Below are 17,582 nucleotides of genomic sequence, written 5' to 3' on the forward strand. Positions count from 1 at the left end.
CAAAAGCAGGCTGCCAGTCCGGGGTATAAATCATAATTGGCACTGGCTTTACAAGCACCCTGTTGAGTTCTCAAAGAACAACCACACACCGATCAGAAGCTCCACATCCGTGGAACCCCCTTTCGGGGCAACCGCTCAAACCTACTTGGTCGAACTTTCGTTGTCAACCTCGTATTTGAGGTGATCAATTTGGTTCGTCCGGACCCACGATGACGCACGCCGTATACCGGCGGTCGTTACTGTCGTGGGAAACCGCAGACCGGCCGATCGCCGCTTCGCGACTCTCCGCCCGGCTCCTGCCGGCCTCAAAACTCTACCCGGTCGGCTTCGCGTCCGCAACCCCGTCTCCGAGGTGTTTCGCACCGCCCGATCCCGGCCTCGCTCGGCGTTGCCGCCACGAGCCCGGAGCCCGTTCTCAGCCGGTTTGTCCGGCCTCCCCCGTGCAGAGAGAAAGTTACGCGGACGGCCCGGAGAAGGCAAATCAGGGTTCATCACTGGTTTGACCGAGTCGATCGGCGCGGTCACCATCGTGGTCGGCGACGCGGCGCGCGTCGGCGTGCCAGAGTGTCAGTCATGGATGAGTCCGGGCTGGATACCGCGGTGTTCGCCGAGGAAGCACTGCTCGGCGTTCTCCTGCCGTTCTGGCAGCTGGTGATCGGCGCGGTCGTACTGGTGGTCCTGGTCTTCTCGGTGGGACGGCTGGCCCGCCGCGGCAGGTCCCGGATGACCACCGCCCTGCTGGTCACCGCCGCAGTCATCGCCGGCCTTGCCACGATCGGCGTGCTCCTGGAGGGCTGAGTTCAGAGCCGGCGGTTGGCGAGGCTCGGCAGCTCCGCCCGGACGACGGCGAGCCGGTCGAGGTCCAGGTCGGCCACAGCCACCCCCGGTCCGTCGGGCAGTTGGGTCAGGACCGTGCCCCACGGGTCGACCACCATGCTGCGCCCGAAGCAGGTGCGGCCCGGCTCGTGGTCACCGGTCTGACCGGCCGCTGCCACGAAGCACTGGTTCTCGATGGCCCGGGCCCGCAGGAGAACCTCCCAGTGGTCCCGCCCGGTGTGCATCATGAACGCCGCGGGCACCACCAGGAGTTGGGCGCCGCCCTCGGTGGCGAGGCGACGGTACAACTCGGGAAAGCGCAGGTCGTAGCAGATCGACAGCCCGACCCGGAGACCCTCCACGCTCACCACGACGGGTTGGACACCGGGCGCGACCGTCTCGGACTCCCGGTAGGACACGCGGCCGGGGATCTCCACGTCGTACAGGTGGATTTTGCGATAGCTCGCGGCCAGGTTGCCGGCACGGTCGAAGACCAGCGACGTGTTCCAGGTGTGCGCCGCGTCCGGGCCGGCCTCGTGGAACGACCCCGCCAGCACCCACATGCCCAGCCGCTGTGCGACGCCCGCGAAGAAGCTGCCCACCTCGCCGTCGACCGGCTCCGGGTCGGGCAGACCGTCCGCAGGGCCGAGATAGTCGACGTACTCGGGAAGGACGGCAAGGTCCGCGCCGCCGTCGGCGGCGCGTTCCAGCAGCACCTCCGCGGCGGCCAGGTTGGCCTTGCGGTCGTCCCGGGCGTTCAGCTGGCAGACGGCGACGCGCATGAGCCCAGAGTACGACCGGACGGGCTGGTGTGGACAGCGTCAGATGCTGGCCAGTACGAGAGCACCCGCCGCGAACCCGAGGCCGGCGACCTGGACCGGGCGCAGTCGTTCCCGGTCGACGGCCAGGGCGAGCAGTACCGTGCTGGCGGGGTAGAGCGCGGCGACCGCCGCGACGATGCTGAGGTGGCCCCGGGCAGCGGCGGCCATGAAGAGGGCGTTGGCGGTGCTGTCGAGCAGCCCGGCGGCGGCCGCCCAGCCCAGCACCCGCCGTCCGAGCCGCAGTCGCACACCGGTGCGGGCGGCGAGGAGCAGGCCGAAGGCGATCGAGCTGGTCCGTACCGCCGCCACGGGCCACATGCCCGCGCCCTCGCTGGCCTGACCGAGCAGTGTGAAGAACACGCCGAAGAGCGCGCCAGCCGCGAGAGCGAGCCCCACCGTCCGAGCGGGAACCGTGGGTCGGCCGCCCCCCTCGCCGAGGCTGACCAGGGCGATCGCGACCACCGCGAGGCCGGCGCCGGTGAGCGCCAGAGCGCCGGGGAACGTGGAGGTGAACAGGCCCGCGACGATTGGCACCACCGCCGCGGTGATCGCGGTGACCGGTGCCACCACTGCCATCATCCCGCCAGCGAGCGCCCGGTAGAGCAGAACGATCCCGCCCGCTCCCGCCACCCCCGCGAGCAACCCCCAGGCGATGTCGGTACCCGTCGGTGACCCCGGCACCACCAGCACGAGTACGACCAGCAGCGGGACGCTCAACAGTTGGGAGACCACGGTCACCGCGATCGGGTCGGCGCGCCGGGACGCCTTGCCGCCGGAGAAGTCGGCCGTGCCGAACGCGACTGCGGACAGCGCTGCCAGGAGAATGGAGAACATCCAACTGTCGTACCACAATAGTGACCGCAAAGGATAGTCTGATGACCGACGCAGGTGGCCGGGTGGGCGCGGTGACGGCCGCAGTGGCCCGGCAGGTACGCGAGCTACGCGCCGCCCGGGGCTGGTCCTTCGAGGAGTTGGCCGGCCGTTCCGGGGTGAGCAAGGGGATGCTCGTGCAGATCGAGGGCGCGCGCACCAACCCGAGCGTCGGCACACTGTGCCGGGTCGCCGACGCGTTCGGTGTCAACATCGCCCGGCTGGTCGAGCCCGACGAGGAGCAGACGGTGAGGATCAGCTCCACGGACGAGGCGCCCGTGCTGTGGCAGGGCGAGCACGGCGGCCGTGCCCGCCTACTCAGCGGGTTGGGCGAACCCGACCTCGTCGAGCTGTGGGACTGGGGGATGGAACCCGGAGACGGACACCGGTCCTCCGACCACCCCCGCGGCACCCGCGAGGTCCTGCACGTCCTCAGCGGGACGGTGATCGTCCGGGTCGACGGGCAGGACCACACCGTACGGGCCGGTGACACGATCGAGTTCCATGCCGACCGGGAGCACGGCTACCGCAACGACGCCGAGGAACCCGCTCGACTGATCATGGTGACGGTCACGCCGTCGGGCGAGTGGGACCGCCGAAAACGGTCACGCCGGCCGCGTCAGTGACGAACGGCCGGCATGACGCGGGGAGATTCAGGCCGACTTCTCCTCGCGGTCCCGCCGGGCCCGACGCCCGGTGAACTCGCGCGGAACGATCGTCGGGTTGACGTTCTCCAGGACGACCTCGCGGGTGATCAGCACCCGAGCGGCGTCGGGGTTGCTCGGCACCTCGTACATCGCGGAGAGCAGGACCTCCTCGATGATGGCGCGCAGGCCACGGGCACCCGTGCCCCGCAGCATCGCCTGGTCGGCGATGGCCTCCAGCGCCGGCTCGTCGAACTCCAGCTCGACACCGTCCAACTCGAACAGACGCTGGTACTGCCGGACCAGGGCGTTGCGCGGCTCGGTGAGGATGCGCACCAGGGCGCTGCGGTCCAGGCTGCGCACGTTGGTGATGACCGGCAGCCGGCCGACGAACTCGGGGATGAGCCCGAACTTGAGCATGTCCTCCGGCATGACCTGACTGAAGATGTCGTCGGTCGACCGCTCGGAGACCGACCGCAGCCGGGCGCCGAAGCCGGTGCCGCCCTGCCCGGTGCGGGACTCGATGATCTGGTCGAGGCCGGCGAACGCGCCACCGCAGATGAACAGCACGTTCGTGGTGTCGATCTGGATGAACTCCTGGTGCGGGTGCTTGCGACCGCCCTGGGGCGGCACGTTGGCGACAGTGCCCTCGAGCATCTTGAGCAGAGCCTGCTGCACACCCTCGCCGGAGACGTCGCGGGTGATCGACGGGTTCTCCGACTTACGGGCGATCTTGTCGACCTCGTCGATGTAGATGATGCCGGTCTCGGCGCGCTTGATGTCGTAGTCGGCGGCCTGGATCAGCTTGAGGAGGATGTTCTCCACGTCCTCGCCCACGTAGCCCGCCTCGGTCAGCGCCGTGGCGTCGGCGATGGCGAACGGGACGTTCAACATCCGGGCGAGCGTCTGCGCAAGGTGGGTCTTGCCGCACCCCGTGGGGCCGAGCAGCAGGATGTTGGACTTGGCCAACTCGACGGCGTCACTACCGGAGCCCGGCGCGCCGGCCGCCTCGGCCTGGATGCGCTTGTAGTGGTTGTAGACCGCTACGGCGAGCGCCTTCTTGGCCTGATCCTGCCCGACGACGTAGTTGTCGAGGAACTGGCAGATCTCCATCGGCTTGGGAAGCTCTTCCCACTTCACCTCGCCGGACTCGGCCAGCTCCTCTTCGATGATCTCGTTACAGAGATCGATGCACTCGTCGCAGATGTAGACCCCAGGGCCCGCGATGAGCTTCTTCACCTGCTTCTGCGACTTACCGCAGAAGGAGCATTTCAGTAGGTCGCCGCCGTCACCGATCCGTGCCACCTACGTTCTCCCTGCACTCGTCGGCCGGAGACCCGGCCCTGACCTGCGGACGCTGCGCGCCGCCCGGTTTGGTTCGCCCCACCGGCCCGACCGGCGAAGCGGTACGGACCCGACGTTACCCGCTGGCGGGGCATTCTCCGACCCCCAAAACGGGTGTGTCAGAGGTCGGCCGGGAACCAACGCCCCGGCCAACCCCTGACCCGGTACTGACTCAGCTGGCCGCGTTGGCAGCCAGCAGACCCTTCTTGCGGCTGGTCAGAATCGTGTCCACCAGCCCGTACTCCTTGGACTCCTCGGCCGTCATGATCTTGTCACGGTCGATGTCCTTGCGAACCTGCTCGATCGGGCGGTTGCAGTGGCGGGACAGCATGTCCTCCAACTGCGTACGCATCCGCAGGATCTCCCGGGCCTGGATCTCGATGTCCGAGCCCTGCCCGTAGCCGCCCTCGGTGGCCGGCTGGTGGATGATGATCCGCGAGTTCGGCAGGGCCATCCGCTTACCCGGAGTACCCGCCGAGAGCAGCACCGCCGCCGCGCTGGCGGCCTGCCCGAGGCAGACCGTCGAGATGTCCGGACGGACGTACTGCATCGTGTCGTAGATCGCCGTCATGGCGGTGAACGAACCACCCGGCGAGTTGATGTACATGATGATGTCGCGGTCCGGGTCGGTGCCCTCCAGCGTGAGCAGCTGGGCCATCACGTCGTTGGCCGACGCGTCGTCCACCTGCACACCGAGGAAGATGATCCGGTCCTCGAAGAGCTTGTTGTACGGGTTCGACTCCTTGACCCCGTACGACGTGCGCTCGACGAACGACGGCAGAACGTAGCGGTTGTGCACGGCCGCGAACTGGGGCGGCAGGCTCAGATCGGTCATCGTCAGCTCCTCAGCTCAGGGTCCCGGCGCCATCCGGAACCTGAGCGGCCCCGATGATCACCTTGTCGATGAAGCCGTAGTCCATGGCCTCCTGGGCGGTGAACCAACGGTCCCGGTCCGAGTCGGCCTCGATCTGCGACTGGCTCTGGCCGGTGTGGTGCGCGACCCGCTCCTGGAACATCCGCTTCGTGTAGAGCATCTGCTCCGCCTGGATGGCGATGTCGGACGCCGTGCCGCCCAGACCACCGGACGGCTGGTGCATCATGATCCGGGCGTGCGGCAGGGCGTAACGCTTGCCCTTGGTGCCCGCGCAGAGCAGCAGCTGACCCATCGAGGCAGCCATGCCCATCGCCACGGTCGACACGTCGTTGTCGATGAACTGCATGGTGTCGTAGATCGCCATGCCCGAGTAGACCGAGCCACCCGGCGAGTTGATCCACAGGTTGATGTCGCGGTCCGGGTCCTCCGCGGCGAGCAGCAGCAGCTGCGCGCAGATGCGGTTGGCGACCTGGTCGGTCACCTCACTGCCCAGGAAGATGATGCGTTCCTTGAGCAACCGGTTGTAGACCGAGTCGTCGAGGTTGCCAATGGAGTCGCCACCGCGCGCGTCAATCGCCCGGAGCGACTTCTTGGGGATGTGCATGTCGGTCATGGCAGCCCTTCGCTCTCCGTACCGTCTTTCCCGACACTAACCGCTGTGCGGGGCGGCAGAGTCCCGGTCGGGGCACTGTTCGCTCTCAGCGCAGTCGCGTCGGGCGCACCCGCGGCGCGGGCTTCCGGGCGTACCCGGGAACGGGTGTGGCCGCCGTGCACCGCGCAGCGGCGGACGGCGGCCGCACCCGACGATCAGTGCTCGTGGTTGTGCTCGGCCTCGTTGGCGGCGCGCAACGCGTCCAGGGTGACCGGGTTACCGGCCGCGTCCTTGATCGAGATGCGCTCCATGACTGCCGCGAGCGCCTTACCGCGCCGCACGTCACCGAAGACCGCTGCGGCGGCGCCGGAGCGCACCAGCTGGTCGTAGTACTGCTGCGGGGCCATCCCGGCGCGCTGCGCCCGGTGCACGATCTCGTGCCCGAACTCGTCGTCGGAGACCTGCACGTCCTCCGCGTCGGCCAGCGTGTCGAGCAGGAGCTGGACCTTGACGCCCTCGGTCGCCGCCTCGGTCAGCTCGGCGTCGATCTGCTCCTCGGTCTTCTCCTCGGCCGCGAGGTATTCCTCCAGGGAGGCGCCGATCCGTTCGAGCTGGTCGACCATGGCCTGCTTACGGCTGGCGACCTCCTCGCGCACGACACCCTCCGGCGCGGGCACCTCGGCGGTCTCGACCAGCTGCGCGAGCGCCTTGTCCCGGGCGGCGTAGATCTGCTCGACCTGCTTGCCCTGGGTGACCCGGCCGCGCAGGTCGTCGCGCAGCTCGTCGATCGTGTCGAACTCGCTGGCCATCTGGGCGAACTCGTCGTTCAGCTCCGGCAGCTCCTTCTCCTTGACCGTGCGCACGGTCACCGCCACCTCGGCGTCCTGGCCGGCGAAGTCGCCGCCCACGAGCTGGGTGGTGAAGGTGGTGCTGTCGCCGGCGGCGAGACCGACGACGGCCTCGTCCAGACCCGGCAGGAGCTGCTTGCTGCCCACCTCGTGGGAGATGTTGCTCGCCTGGCCGCCCGGCACGTCCACGCCGTCGACGGTGGCGTTGAGGTCGATCTGCACGTAGTCGCCCTCGGCGGCGGCGCGCTCGACGGTCTTGAGGGTGGCGAACCGCTCACGCAGGTTCTTGACCTGCTCGTCGATCTCGCTCTCGTCGATCTGCAGCTCGTCGACGGTCACCTCGATGGTGCTGGCGTCGGGCAGCGTGATCTCCGGGCGGACGTCGACCTCGGCGGTGAAGTTCAGCGAGTCACCGTCGTTGAACTCGGTGATCTCGACCTCGGGACGCCCCAGCGTCTTCAGGTCGTGCTCGCGTACCGCGGCCATGATGTTCCCCGGGATGGCCTCCTGGACCGCCTCGTTGAGGACGGTGCCCCGGCCCACCCGCTGATCGATCACCGCGGTCGGCACCTTGCCCCGGCGGAAGCCCGGGACCTGGACCTGCGAACCGATCTCCCGGTACGCCTTCTTGAGGCTCGGCTCGAGCTCGACGAACGGCACCTCGATGGCGAGCCGCACGCGCGTCGGGCTCAGAGTCTCGACGGTGCTCTTCACAGGCGTACTCCTTGACGGATCTGGGTTTTGATTCTGGGCCTTCGATTGGCCCATCGAGTGTAGGCGAGCCGGCGGGTCCGGCTCGCAGCGCCCGGGGCGACCCGGACGCGAACGACAGTCGGGGTGGCGGGATTTGAACCCACGGCCCCTCGCTCCCAAAGCGAGTGCGCTACCAAGCTGCGCCACACCCCGTGGCGACGTGCAGTCTATGCCGTCGCCGCGCCTCAGGCAGTGCCGGGGCGTCCCCCACCCGGACAGATCCTCCAGAAAGCCCCAACTTCACCCCCTGAATGTCGCTTCGCCTCGCAAGATCCGCGCAACTTGAGGAAAACAGTGGCCTCCCGACGCACTGAGGCCACACCTTCGGTGACGTTGTGCAGATATTGGAGGGCCGCCGCGGCGTCGGGGACGACGCGTCGCCGCGGGGGCGGTGGCGCGGTCGCGCGTGCGGAACCGGCATTGGGTACGCTGTCGGCGCGCCCCGTTACGGCGGGGCCGAGCGCGGGCGTAGCTCAATGGCAGAGCTTCAGTCTTCCAAACTGACGGTGCGGGTTCGATTCCCGTCGCCCGCTCCACGGATTCCGGCCCAGGTCAGCGGCACACCCGCCGCGCCTGGGCCGTTCTCGTCTCAGCCCTCTTTGATCTTGCGGGCCAGTAGCGTGCCATTAGCGCGGGCCGTGCTGTCCGAGGCGGGATCGCGTGCCGGCCGCTCGGCCTTCCCACCACACCAGCCAGACCGAGCCAGATAGCGTCACCCCTGCACCGACCGGCAGCAGGTAAACACCCCTCCATCAAAGCGGGGGAAGCTCAAGCCGCCGCAGCGATAAGCCGCAAGCCGGCACGCTGGACGTAAATCTCTCGACGATCGACCGCCTTGCCCGCCCGATCGGTCGAGTAGCCGGTCAGCCAGACCCAGCCCTCGTACGTCGGCCGGTCGCAAACCTTGATGACTCGAAAGATCAGCGCGCGATCGCCGCTGAACTGGACGGACGCATCGTTGCCGACGTGCAGCACGTCGCCTGGTTTGGGAACCATCACCGCCCGCCCTCGATCAATGGATGGGCACCGAAGCAGGCGGGCTGTGGCGACGGCCGACACCGCGAATCGCCTGCCAGCACCTGCCCCGGTGCCCTGCTCAGGACGCGACCGCCAGGAACACGGCCGCCGTTCGTGGGCGCTCACCGGTGCCGGCGCAGTCAGGGCAGTCCCGTCGTTGCAGCCGGTTCGGATCACTCGGCGCACGAAGGGACCGCCGAGGGCTGGCCATCTTCCATCCCCGCCCCTCGCACGCCAAGCAGGGGCCAGTGGACGGTGAGAAGTGGTGCGAGGCCCGATCGGACTGCCGCTCGCCCACGCACCGGAGAACCCTGATATCGCTCCCCACCTCGGCCGCAGCCGAACCGGCACGGGCACGGGCACGAGCGGCACGGTGCCGAATCGGCACGTGCACCTCAGCGGCCAGTACATGCACAATTGCGGTGGGTGAAACGTCCATGGTGGAGATGGAACACCCGAACGCAGAGACCGATCGAGGACCGAAACAACACCTCTGACGGACCTCGGGCGGACACCCGGAGGACCCGTGTTGTGTAGAGGACCTCGCGCGGGTGAGCGTGGAGAAAGCCCATCAGGAAGGCGTCGACGATGGCCCGAGATCGCCGTGAACCTCGAACCGTTCTGGAGCACCTGATCCAGTGCAGTGACCGCACCTACGAGGAGTTGGCCGACGAGTTCACCCGCATGGATTCTCGCGCGGCGATCAGCGCGCGGCACCTCGGGCGGCTGGCCCGTGGTGAACGCGACTTGGCTTCATCAACACCCGCGACCCGGCGAGCGTTGCAGGCCATGTTCGGCAAGCCGGTCGACGAGTTGCAGCGCCCCTGGGCATCCCACCAGTTGACCCCCGCGCCGGCTCGACAGCTCATCGTCGAGCCCACCGGCGCCGGCCCGGAAAGGAACCTCCTCGCCATGGCCGCACAACGCGCCCGCCAGTACGCCATGCTCGCCGCCGAAGCCACCTCCCCAGCGGCCATCGACCAGCTCACCGAGGACGTACAGCGCCTCGCCCTGGCCTACCCACAGCGACCGGTCAGCCAGATCTTGCCGGACCTGGTCGAAACGCAAGACACCCTCTTCACGCTGCTCGAACGCCGCCAGCAGCCGACCCAATCGCGTGACCTGCACTTCCTCGCCGGCATCACGAGCGGCCTACTCGCCAAGGTCTCGCACGACATGGCCGACCCGCACTCGGCCATGCTGCAAGCCCGAACCGCCGTCCTCTGCGCCGACCAGTCCGGGCACCCCGGGCTGCAAGCCTGGCTCCGTGGGCTTCAATCACTCGTCGCCTACTGGGCCGGTCGGTACGCCGAAGCCGTCCGCTACGCCGAGGCCGGACGGGAGTACGCCACCCAAGCAGGCGGCACCTCCGCCGTCTGGCTGCCGGTCAGCGCCGCCCGCGCCTACGCCGCCCTCGGTAACGCGGAACAGGCCAAAGCCGCCATCGCCGAGGCCGAGGAGACGTGGTCCCGGGTACGCCCCGACGAAATGGACGAGATCGGCGGAATCTGCACCTTCAACCAGCCCCGGACCCTCTACTACGCCAGCGACGCTCTCGCCTGGCTGCCGAACGAAGCCAACGCCACCGAGCGCTACGCCCTGCAAGCAGTTCAGGCGTACTCCGATCGCTATGACCCCGCATGGGCCTTCGGGGACCAGGCGGGCTCGCACACCAACCTGGCGATTGCTCGGGTAGTCAATGGCGAACTCGACGCCGCCACCGACGCCCTCGCGCCCGTCCTCGAATTTCCCGCCGACCAGCGCATCAACGGCGTCATTCACTCCGTCCGCCGCGTCCACCAGGCCATCACCCGTACTGGCCACGCCAGCGACGCCCGCGACCTCATCGACGGCATCGAGCACTTCACCCACACCCCTGCCAACGCCCTCCCTCGATAAGGCACCATCAGCACATGTACCCGATCACCATCCCCGGCCGCGTCATCACCCTCCGCGAACTGCGACCCGATGACGCGGCCGACGCTTCGGCGATCGTTGGTGACGACCGGGTCACCCAGTGGCTCTCGTTCGACAGCCGCGACCCGGCAGCCACCGTCGCCATGGTCGAAGGGGCCGTGAGCCGGGCACAGCTCAACCCGCGTACCGAGTACTACCTAGCTGTCACTGACACCTCGGACCGGATGATCGGCTTCGCCCGACTCGGGCTCACCGGCCACCAGGCCGCCAAGCTCGGCTACGCCATCGGTGCCGACCACTGGGGCCACGGCTACGCCACTGACGCAGCCCGAACCATCATCAACTACGGCTTCCGAGAGCTGAAGCTTCACCGCATCACCGCAGCCATCGGCCCCGACAACACTGCCTCCATCACCGTCGCGAAACGGATCGGCATGCAGTACGAGGGCCGCCTACGCGACCATGTCTTCACCAACGGTGCCTGGCGCGACTCCCAGCTCTACTCCATCCTCGCCCCAGAGTGGAGCCCCACCGCCGACTGATCGCGCCGTTGCTCGCCACGCAGGCGACCAGTCCCGATCTTGGCACCCGGTACGATCGCCGCCATGCGCGACGCCGACACGCCGCCGCACGAACCCGACGACCACCTTCACGCCCACGCCGAACTCGCGCCTCGCCAACAAGCGGCCGTCATCCGAGCCGCCGCAGCCGAGGTGCATCAGCGCGTGCAGGAGTGGCGCAAATCGCCCGCATGGCAGGACACACCGACGAACGCCCACCGGCACCAGGCGACATCGGACGCAGTCGCGGCGCTTGACGCCGTACCCGAGCCAAGCACCGAGGATGAGCTTGCCGAGGTCGTCGACGCCATCCGGCCCCTGCTGGCTGAGTGGCGGCCGAGTCGACCTGGTCCCGAACAACAGATCTATGTCGCGGTTGAACGACTTCGAAAGGCGTGCCGGTAAGGCTGGCTGCCGGCGATGTGGTTCAAAGTTTCTGTACGTCTTCAAGGCGGCCCTGAACGGGCCGCACGCGCGCCGCCTGGGCGCGCGTCCGTCGCTCCGCTGGCGCTCCGACTCCGGCCACGCAGAACGCCCGGCGGCTGGCGCGGAGAGCGGGAAGCCCAGGGGCCGCCGCTGACGGTGATGCCGAGGGTGGTTGACGTTGGTGGGCCGGCAGCCGGCCGAGCCGCGCCCGGTCGGCGCGGCGCAGGGAAGGGCACGCCGGGTCCGAGCGGCGGTCGCAGCGGCGAGCTGGTCGCGGTTACCGCGCCTCCGGCGGGGGCGCAACGACTCCGAGATGGTCGGGGGTCCGTCGGTGGGTCGCGGTCCGTGGGTGGTTGCGCAGGGCCATCCCGCCAGCCGGCGACCCGGGCGAGCCGAGCAGACCACCACCCGGCCCGCCAGCGTCCGAACGTGCGTCAAGGCCGTCTTGACGTGGCGGGCCGGGCGGCGGCCCGCTCCCCAAGGGGCGGGTCGACGGCACACGGGATGGCAAGCCAGCACCTCAGTCATTGGCTGGCGGGTGGTGACGCTCTTGATCCGAAGCGTCCACAACCATCGCAATGAACTCTTTATCAACTGACCCGGAAAATGCAAGAGCCAAAACAGCATGTAGTCGCTGCTTTGTTATCCCTTCCTCCATTTCTCGCGCGATCACGAGCGACTCTTCGAATTTCCGATCCTCACGAAGCTTGTCGAAAAAGCTCGTCATAAGCTCCCGAGCCTTGTTTGATTGCACGAAAAAGAGCACCGAGACAGCCTCGATGATCGTCCCCGAGACTACTTGAAGCGCGGGAATCTGCAAGCCTTGATTAGTGTCTAGCGCTGCGGCAACGAGGGCGGCGATGATGACGATAAAACCGACCGCAGCCGCAATCAAGCTGAACCAGAAACTCTGTCCAGATTGGGCCAAGCCTCGTGAATGATATTCGCGTTGCAGCGCATATTGTCGGTCTTCTGGGTCAGCCTCAGGCAAAGGGAGCCGGTCCCTGATCTCCTTTGCGTCGCGCTCAAACTCAACCGATGCGGGACCGAACTTCACTCGGCCCTTGCTCACTTGGAGGAGGCTCAGCACGACGACAACTAGAGCGACTAGCCCAACTGTGGCAGATGCAATAGATGCCCACTCGTCTGCTGTGTCGATGCCCATGGCGGAATGTTAGCTTGGAGTCCGCAGAAGCGCTATAGCCTTCCGGGCAGGTGTCAGCGCACCTGGTAGGCCTGAACCCTAGGCCCTAGCCATATACAATAACGCCGAGAGGGTGGACCGCGGGCTCGTCGCCTTCAGTTGCTCGGAATCGCGGAGTAGGAGCCCTGATCCAAGAACATCTCGTCCATCGGATGGCACCGCTGAGGCAAATCTACGTACAAGCGGCGGTCAGTTCCAGTCTTGACTTGTCCTTCAACTATCACCGCACGTCCTTGGCCATGCCACAGGAGGGCCTGTGTATACACAGGCATCGGAAGCGTTACACGCACCTCGCAGGGTCGCCCCCGGCGAACGGTCGACACCCAGATGTCTCCGCTATCCGTGCCCTCAACGTGGCGAAGTTGGTCGATCTTTCCAGAGAACGTCTGGTGTGGTTCTATGCGGCTTGCCCGCAGTTTATCGGCCGCGAGATCAACGAGATCATGAGCATTGCTTTCCAACGTCACGCTCTTTAGCGTGCTCGGACCCTGCAGCGCCGCAGCCCAATCGAATCTAGCTTCAAACTCAGCAACGGCTGGCGCGGCTAAGACCCGTGCCAGTGCCGAGCAAAACTCCCTAGATACGCCTCGCTGCACTATTTCGTGGAGTTGGGATGGCGTTGGCTCCCGCGCTGGCTGAACGATTAGCTCCCGGATTGCTTGTAGTGACATGGCGAATGTTCTCGTTACCCGCCGGGCAAAGGGCTCAGGAGCACTTCGGATCAACTCAACTAGCGGTTGCTGCTGGGTCTCGGGCTCTTGAACCTCGGGGAGTGGCACAAGAATTGGGATAACGAATGAGCCTTCGCGGGTGTGAGCCATGGACGCCGACTTCGCCACTTCATCGCCGCGGCTGACGTAGTTGCCCCTAATCTCAGCCCTCTCGCGCCAAGATGTCGTCCCGGTCGCTCGAAGCATCACACGTGTTGAGCCGACCATGGTTGCAGCAGCTTCGAGTGGGATGCTATCCCCAATCCTATAGTCCTTCGCCGCACGTAAATACGTAACGTCTGTCCAGAGAAATTTGGCACTGTCCGCAACCTTCTGGACTGACCTACCCTCGTAAAGTGCCAAGCGCTCGACTATGTCTCTCATTCGCAGTGCGTCGACCCGGTCGGAGGAAGGAACGCCGATTTCGAAACCCTCTCGGTGCCAAAGGGATCCGAGCGGCCCTGGCGGGTTGGCTCGCCAACCCGAGGCACGCATGTAGGCCCGGAGCTGCTCCGCCGTTGGCATGCCCGCAACCATCAGCGCTCACTCTCCCGGCGTTCAGGGATGTAGCAGTCCCGTAGATCAGCAGCCCACTGGGACAAGGTCTCAGTCGTCAGTCGCTGGTCCTTGGGGATCTTGATATCACCAACGTCTGACATGTTGTCGACGCGCGCCCAAAACGCTGCCGCACGATGGTGCGTTCCGTCATCCGTGTGGATCAACCATCCAGCAGGATCAGGCAAGTCAACTATCACTAGGACGAAGTACACTGGGTTGTAGCACTCCGACCATGCCCGGCGCCATGACACCTCAGCCGGCCAAGATGCCGAATAGCCACGGATCTTGAAACGTGATGTGCACTTGACTTGTACGGACACAGAGCCGCGACGCAGCCGGACATCAGCATCGATGGCGAGGAAGTCCTCATCTGGTGGCCACTCTTTGAACCCCACGCCCGCCTGGCTGCAGATGGCCGCCACGTAGGTAACCCCGTATCGGGCCTTGACCTGATTCTCAGGGAGCCAGTGGGCGCTACCGGCTGTCTCATCGAAGCTGCTGTCGGTGAGAGCCATGCCAACATGATGTTCTTGACCATGCCGAATTGGAAGGACTGTCGAGTTTGCGACAGACAGTACTGATCGAGCCGACGTCCTCAGCGAGAGCCGGCGGCTGACCAAGTCGACAGCCACGGTGACAGCAACCGGCCGGAACATGCGCGGCCACAGACGGCTGTAAGCGGACAGTTGCCCGAGGTCGCACACGCGGATGAACACCGCCGGACGCAGCGCCCAGAACTTGTAAACGAGATGTCCGCTCGACCTGGCCAACGACGCTCTCCTCGGCCGGATGATGGTCATGTACTGCCGAAACAGTCTCTTTAGGATCAAGGGGCCGCGCAAGCGCGGCCCGCCGGCCGCACTCGGCCTGCTGGCGGCCTCCGGCCGGCATCGGCCGGCGCGGCGGGCAGTTCCCGGTTCCAGGTCGTCACTCCCGAGGTGAGCTGATCGCGGCTTCGATGCGTAGCCCGATCCCGGTGGCGACGAGGAAGCCTGCCAGGACGTGCGGCTCGGCCGACCCGGGGTCGCTCGACAGCGTGATGACGGAGACCAGCAGTCCGGCGAGCAGAGCCAGGTTGCCGATGATGCGAACGGTAGAGACGTGCCTCGCAGCGGGGTTCATCGGCGGACCCTACCGGTAGCTTCGCCGCCAGCGCTGTCCTGATCTGTACTCGCCAGCGGGGAACGATCGCGGGGTGGTCGGCCGCCGTCGAGGTCGGGGCGATCGACTGCCGCGCCGCTGCGCGGCTTGCCACCGGGGATACCGGTTCGGCGGGTCGAGGACCGCCAGGAGCGGACGATCGGGTCGCCGCAGGCTCAGCCCTGGTGCTACGAGACGTCGAAGAGGCGTAGGCCGTCGTACTCGGCGAAGTCGGCGTAGTCCTTGCCGTTGAACGTTGCCAGCGGCAGCCGGTCGACCAGGCAGCAGGCCGCGATCCAGGAGTCGTTCGTCGGCCGGGGCCGCCCCCGGTGCTGCGCCCGCGCCTGGAGCTGCCCCCAGGTCGTCGCCACCGCCTCGTCGAAGGGCAGCAGCACCACGCCGGATCGCCACTGCGCGAGGTCAGCCAGTTTGCGCGGCCCCCAGCTCCGCAGCGCGGTCCACTTGGTCAGCTCGCCGAGCGTGACGAATGTGATGCACAAGGTCTTGCCGGCCAGCCGGGCACGAAGTCGGTCAGGCAGGCGACCACGCAGGATCGCCGACGCGACGTCGGTATCCAGGACGACCAGGCTCACGCGGCGCTGGCCCGCCGAGAGGCGTACAGGTCGGCGAGGAACTCGTCCAACTCGTCGTCGGACTCGAACAGGCCCGGTCGGGCCAGGTCGTCGACGGAGGCGACCGGCTGCACACCCTGCCGGCGGGCCAACTCCTCGGCGGGCACATGCTCAGCGGTCGGCCACTCGGGCATCCGCTCGGCGCTGCTCGACATCACGACCCACCTCCTGCACCTCACGCCGCCGCCCATTGTCGCACGGTCAGCACCGGCACCACCGGCATTCGGCCGCGCGGAGAGCCGACGACACGGCAAGCCGCCCCCGGCCAGAGGAGCCGGGGGCGGAGCCGTACGCCGCCGGACAACCGCGCGGCCGTGCCAGCCACGTGCCGGTAACCCGTGTCCGAAGGGGTCGACAGCGGTCATGATCGGGCACCCCGACCCCGCCGCTGACCAGGCGATCCAGGCAGATCACGGCCGCCGAGAACGATCTTCCAAACTGACGGTGCGGGTTCGATTCCCGTCGCCCGCTCTTTCAGACCGGCGGTGCGGTTCGATTCCGCCTGCCGGCCACGAGGCGTCGTCGATCAGTCTTCGACGCGTTCCAGGACGACCACGGGAATCTCCCGGGTGATCCGCTGCTGGTAGGCGGCGTACTCCGAGCTGGCCGACACCATCAGACGCCACAGGCGCGGACGCTCCCGCGGCGTGGCGGTGCGCGCCCGGGCGGTAAAGGTCTCCGTACCGACCTGCACGGTGACGTACGGGTCGGCGAGCTGCGCGTGCCGCTGCGCCGGGTCACACCCAAGGTCCTCACCCAGTCGCTGCGCTCCCTCGAACGGGACGGGCTGGTCGCCCGCACCGTCCACGCCGGAGCGAGCGCGCACGTCGAGTACGAGCTGACGCCGGTGGGCCGCAGCATGCTCGAACCGATAGCGGTCGCCTGCGCCTGGGTGGCGCAGCACTGGGACGAGCTGCTCGACGCCCGCGAGTCGTACGACAACGGGACAGCGACGCGGTGACCGGCGCCCGTCCCGCACGGGCACGACAGGCGCCGGCCGCCCCTGTCGCGGGTCAGCTCGTCGGCACCAGCAGGTAGGCCCGACGGGCCCGGTCGCCGCCTTCGGCACAGTCGATCGGGCAGGCGAGGCCCACGATGACACCGTCGTCGTTGACGTCCTCGGCGGAGCGCAGCGTCACCGTCGGTGGCAGGTTCCGGACCCGCGTGTTCAGGTCGACCATCCGGCCGCCCTGCCAGAGGAACGCCCGCTCGTTGTAGAAGTCGGGGCTGCTGGTCCGGGCGATGCCGACCACCTGGCCGGCCTCGTTCACGGCCCGCGCCGCGGAGTAGTTGCCGCCGAGGGACCCGAGGTCGCGGATGGTGCCGTTGCGCCAGCGCGTCTCGTGCATCTGGCCGGCGGTGTTCTGCGAGACACCGACGACGTGACCCCGGTCGTTGATGTCCCGGGCGTACGTGGACTCCGTGACGCCGCCCAGCGTGCCGAGATCCCTCAGCGCGCCACCGCTGTAGACGAAGGCGTGCAGGCCGCCACTCGGCACGGCGGCGCCGCCCACGACCTGCCCGGACGAGTTCACGCCGTAGGCGATGCCGTCCGTGCCCCAGGGACCCGCCTGTCCGCCGAGCGTGCCCAGGTCGACGACCCTGCCGTCACGCCAGACGACCGCCCGGGTCGGCGCGCCCTGCTTCTCGAACCGGCTGCCGACCACCACGCCGTCCTCGTTGACGTCGTTCGCCGCGCTTCCGCTGCCCGCGCCGTACCAGGTGCCGAGGTCGGTCATGACGCCGCCGTCGTACCGGAAGGCGTGCGGAGGGTCGGTGGCGTTGACGTGGGTGGCCCCGACGACGACCCCTCGCTCGTTGATGCCCGCCGCTGACCGTCGGCTACCGCGACCGCG

At 67.6% G+C, this 17,582-nt stretch carries 20 protein-coding genes, 2 tRNA genes and 1 pseudogene; 7 read left to right on the forward strand and 16 right to left on the reverse strand.

Going from position 1 to position 17,582, the window contains the following annotated elements; all coding sequences use genetic code 11:
• Window positions 1-573: 573 nt before the first annotated feature.
• On the forward strand, window positions 574-798 hold the full coding sequence (locus ACGFH9_RS26730) for a hypothetical protein (RefSeq protein WP_355241557.1): 225 nt from the start codon (window positions 574-576) through the stop codon (window positions 796-798).
• A 2-nt stretch (window positions 799-800) separates the two neighbouring features.
• On the opposite strand, the gene ACGFH9_RS26735 is transcribed toward ACGFH9_RS26730, so the two are convergent.
• Together ACGFH9_RS26735 and ACGFH9_RS26740 are read right to left on the reverse strand one after the other, a co-directional pair.
• Window positions 801-1,598, reverse strand: a complete 798-nt coding sequence (locus ACGFH9_RS26735; RefSeq protein ID WP_393224421.1) for a carbon-nitrogen hydrolase family protein — start codon at window positions 1,596-1,598, stop codon at window positions 801-803.
• A gap of 39 nt (window positions 1,599-1,637) precedes the next feature.
• On the reverse strand, window positions 1,638-2,471 hold the full coding sequence (locus ACGFH9_RS26740) for an EamA family transporter (protein ID WP_393224423.1): 834 nt from the start codon (window positions 2,469-2,471) through the stop codon (window positions 1,638-1,640).
• Between the two features lie 41 nt (window positions 2,472-2,512).
• On the opposite strand from ACGFH9_RS26740, the gene ACGFH9_RS26745 reads away from it, so the two are divergent.
• A complete protein-coding gene (locus ACGFH9_RS26745; protein ID WP_393224426.1) occupies window positions 2,513-3,133 on the forward strand; it encodes a helix-turn-helix domain-containing protein in 621 nt (206 codons plus the stop codon).
• Window positions 3,134-3,160: 27 nt separating this feature from the next.
• On the opposite strand, the gene clpX is transcribed toward ACGFH9_RS26745, so the two are convergent.
• The 5 genes from clpX to ACGFH9_RS26770 all read right to left on the reverse strand — a co-directional run bounded on the left by clpX (window position 3,161) and on the right by ACGFH9_RS26770 (window position 7,715).
• On the reverse strand, window positions 3,161-4,456 hold the full coding sequence (clpX, locus tag ACGFH9_RS26750) for an ATP-dependent Clp protease ATP-binding subunit ClpX (protein ID WP_110567768.1): 1,296 nt from the start codon (window positions 4,454-4,456) through the stop codon (window positions 3,161-3,163).
• Window positions 4,457-4,667: 211 nt separating this feature from the next.
• Complete coding sequence (locus tag ACGFH9_RS26755) at window positions 4,668-5,330, reverse strand: ATP-dependent Clp protease proteolytic subunit (RefSeq protein WP_121652300.1); 663 nt, start codon at window positions 5,328-5,330, stop codon at window positions 4,668-4,670.
• 10 nt (window positions 5,331-5,340) lie between these two features.
• On the reverse strand, window positions 5,341-5,982 hold the full coding sequence (locus tag ACGFH9_RS26760) for an ATP-dependent Clp protease proteolytic subunit (protein WP_007464111.1): 642 nt from the start codon (window positions 5,980-5,982) through the stop codon (window positions 5,341-5,343).
• Window positions 5,983-6,176: 194 nt separating this feature from the next.
• Window positions 6,177-7,523, reverse strand: a complete 1,347-nt coding sequence (gene tig / locus ACGFH9_RS26765) for a trigger factor (protein ID WP_393224430.1) — start codon at window positions 7,521-7,523, stop codon at window positions 6,177-6,179.
• A gap of 118 nt (window positions 7,524-7,641) precedes the next feature.
• Window positions 7,642-7,715 (reverse strand) — tRNA-Pro (locus tag ACGFH9_RS26770).
• Window positions 7,716-8,024: 309 nt separating this feature from the next.
• Between ACGFH9_RS26770 and ACGFH9_RS26775 the strand changes: the two genes are divergently transcribed.
• Window positions 8,025-8,098 (forward strand) — tRNA-Gly (locus ACGFH9_RS26775).
• Window positions 8,099-8,330: 232 nt separating this feature from the next.
• Here ACGFH9_RS26775 and ACGFH9_RS26780 read toward each other — a convergent pair.
• Window positions 8,331-8,537 carry a hypothetical protein gene (locus tag ACGFH9_RS26780; protein ID WP_393224433.1) on the reverse strand — a complete coding sequence of 69 codons (207 nt, stop codon included), beginning with the start codon at window positions 8,535-8,537 and terminating at the stop codon, window positions 8,331-8,333.
• A 630-nt stretch (window positions 8,538-9,167) separates the two neighbouring features.
• Here ACGFH9_RS26780 and ACGFH9_RS26785 point away from each other — a divergent pair.
• From ACGFH9_RS26785 to ACGFH9_RS26795, 3 genes are all read left to right on the forward strand, one after another.
• The gene (locus ACGFH9_RS26785) at window positions 9,168-10,478 is read left to right on the forward strand and encodes a hypothetical protein (RefSeq protein WP_393224435.1); all 1,311 of its coding nucleotides are present in this window, start codon (window positions 9,168-9,170) and stop codon (window positions 10,476-10,478) included.
• Between the two features lie 14 nt (window positions 10,479-10,492).
• Window positions 10,493-11,038, forward strand: a complete 546-nt coding sequence (locus ACGFH9_RS26790) for a GNAT family N-acetyltransferase (protein ID WP_393224438.1) — start codon at window positions 10,493-10,495, stop codon at window positions 11,036-11,038.
• 63 nt (window positions 11,039-11,101) lie between these two features.
• A complete protein-coding gene (locus ACGFH9_RS26795) occupies window positions 11,102-11,461 on the forward strand; it encodes a hypothetical protein (protein WP_393224441.1) in 360 nt (119 codons plus the stop codon).
• A gap of 541 nt (window positions 11,462-12,002) precedes the next feature.
• Here the strand turns inward: ACGFH9_RS26795 and ACGFH9_RS26800 are convergent.
• The 6 genes from ACGFH9_RS26800 to ACGFH9_RS26825 all read right to left on the reverse strand — a co-directional run bounded on the left by ACGFH9_RS26800 (window position 12,003) and on the right by ACGFH9_RS26825 (window position 16,420).
• The gene (locus ACGFH9_RS26800) at window positions 12,003-12,647 is read right to left on the reverse strand and encodes a hypothetical protein (protein ID WP_393224444.1); all 645 of its coding nucleotides are present in this window, start codon (window positions 12,645-12,647) and stop codon (window positions 12,003-12,005) included.
• A gap of 1,285 nt (window positions 12,648-13,932) precedes the next feature.
• Window positions 13,933-14,469: a DUF4365 domain-containing protein gene (locus tag ACGFH9_RS26805; protein WP_393224446.1), complete on the reverse strand. Its 537-nt coding sequence runs from the start codon at window positions 14,467-14,469 to the stop codon at window positions 13,933-13,935.
• Window positions 14,470-14,881: 412 nt separating this feature from the next.
• Entirely contained in the window at window positions 14,882-15,076 is a 195-nt protein-coding gene (locus tag ACGFH9_RS26810) for a hypothetical protein (RefSeq protein ID WP_393224448.1), read from the reverse strand.
• A gap of 206 nt (window positions 15,077-15,282) precedes the next feature.
• Window positions 15,283-15,687, reverse strand: coding sequence for a type II toxin-antitoxin system VapC family toxin (locus ACGFH9_RS26815; protein WP_151491620.1), 405 nt, complete (start codon window positions 15,685-15,687; stop codon window positions 15,283-15,285).
• Window positions 15,684-15,881, reverse strand: a complete 198-nt coding sequence (locus ACGFH9_RS26820; RefSeq protein WP_393224451.1) for a hypothetical protein — start codon at window positions 15,879-15,881, stop codon at window positions 15,684-15,686. The genes ACGFH9_RS26815 and ACGFH9_RS26820 overlap by 4 nt, the downstream gene beginning before the upstream one ends.
• Before the next feature lie 371 nt (window positions 15,882-16,252).
• Window positions 16,253-16,420, reverse strand: coding sequence for a nitroreductase/quinone reductase family protein (locus tag ACGFH9_RS26825; RefSeq protein ID WP_393224452.1), 168 nt, complete (start codon window positions 16,418-16,420; stop codon window positions 16,253-16,255).
• Window positions 16,421-16,447: 27 nt separating this feature from the next.
• Here ACGFH9_RS26825 and ACGFH9_RS26830 point away from each other — a divergent pair, with 27 nt between their 5' ends.
• A complete protein-coding gene (locus ACGFH9_RS26830) occupies window positions 16,448-16,687 on the forward strand; it encodes a winged helix-turn-helix transcriptional regulator (protein ID WP_393224454.1) in 240 nt (79 codons plus the stop codon).
• Window positions 16,688-16,739: 52 nt separating this feature from the next.
• Here the strand turns inward: ACGFH9_RS26830 and ACGFH9_RS26835 are convergent, their stop codons facing one another.
• Both ACGFH9_RS26835 and ACGFH9_RS26840 read right to left on the reverse strand, forming a co-directional pair.
• Window positions 16,740-17,465 (reverse strand): hypothetical protein, encoded by a 726-nt coding sequence (locus ACGFH9_RS26835; RefSeq protein WP_393224456.1) that lies wholly within the window; start codon window positions 17,463-17,465, stop codon window positions 16,740-16,742.
• A gap of 27 nt (window positions 17,466-17,492) precedes the next feature.
• Window positions 17,493-17,549 (reverse strand): annotated as a pseudogene (locus ACGFH9_RS26840) (hypothetical protein); the annotation flags it as partial.
• Window positions 17,550-17,582: the final 33 nt, after the last annotated feature.

Source organism: Micromonospora sp. NPDC049102, assembly GCF_043197485.1.
Classification (GTDB): domain Bacteria; phylum Actinomycetota; class Actinomycetes; order Mycobacteriales; family Micromonosporaceae; genus Micromonospora.

Bases quoted from the DNA above. Each gene is read 5' to 3' on its own strand.
- ACGFH9_RS26730 (WP_355241557.1), top strand. From the start codon at position 574: ATGGATGAGTCCGGGCTGGATACCGCGGTGTTCGCCGAGGAAGCACTG.
- ACGFH9_RS26735 (WP_393224421.1), bottom strand. From the start codon at position 1,598: ATGCGCGTCGCCGTCTGCCAGCTGAACGCCCGGGACGACCGCAAGGCC.
- ACGFH9_RS26740 (WP_393224423.1), bottom strand. From the start codon at position 2,471: ATGTTCTCCATTCTCCTGGCAGCGCTGTCCGCAGTCGCGTTCGGCACG.
- ACGFH9_RS26745 (WP_393224426.1), top strand. From the start codon at position 2,513: ATGACCGACGCAGGTGGCCGGGTGGGCGCGGTGACGGCCGCAGTGGCC.
- ACGFH9_RS26755 (WP_121652300.1), bottom strand. From the start codon at position 5,330: ATGACCGATCTGAGCCTGCCGCCCCAGTTCGCGGCCGTGCACAACCGC.
- ACGFH9_RS26760 (WP_007464111.1), bottom strand. From the start codon at position 5,982: ATGACCGACATGCACATCCCCAAGAAGTCGCTCCGGGCGATTGACGCG.
- ACGFH9_RS26785 (WP_393224435.1), top strand. From the start codon at position 9,168: ATGGCCCGAGATCGCCGTGAACCTCGAACCGTTCTGGAGCACCTGATC.
- ACGFH9_RS26790 (WP_393224438.1), top strand. From the start codon at position 10,493: ATGTACCCGATCACCATCCCCGGCCGCGTCATCACCCTCCGCGAACTG.
- ACGFH9_RS26795 (WP_393224441.1), top strand. From the start codon at position 11,102: ATGCGCGACGCCGACACGCCGCCGCACGAACCCGACGACCACCTTCAC.
- ACGFH9_RS26800 (WP_393224444.1), bottom strand. From the start codon at position 12,647: ATGGGCATCGACACAGCAGACGAGTGGGCATCTATTGCATCTGCCACA.
- ACGFH9_RS26805 (WP_393224446.1), bottom strand. From the start codon at position 14,469: ATGGCTCTCACCGACAGCAGCTTCGATGAGACAGCCGGTAGCGCCCAC.
- ACGFH9_RS26810 (WP_393224448.1), bottom strand. From the start codon at position 15,076: ATGAACCCCGCTGCGAGGCACGTCTCTACCGTTCGCATCATCGGCAAC.
- ACGFH9_RS26820 (WP_393224451.1), bottom strand. From the start codon at position 15,881: ATGTCGAGCAGCGCCGAGCGGATGCCCGAGTGGCCGACCGCTGAGCAT.
- ACGFH9_RS26835 (WP_393224456.1), bottom strand. From the start codon at position 17,465: ATGACCGACCTCGGCACCTGGTACGGCGCGGGCAGCGGAAGCGCGGCG.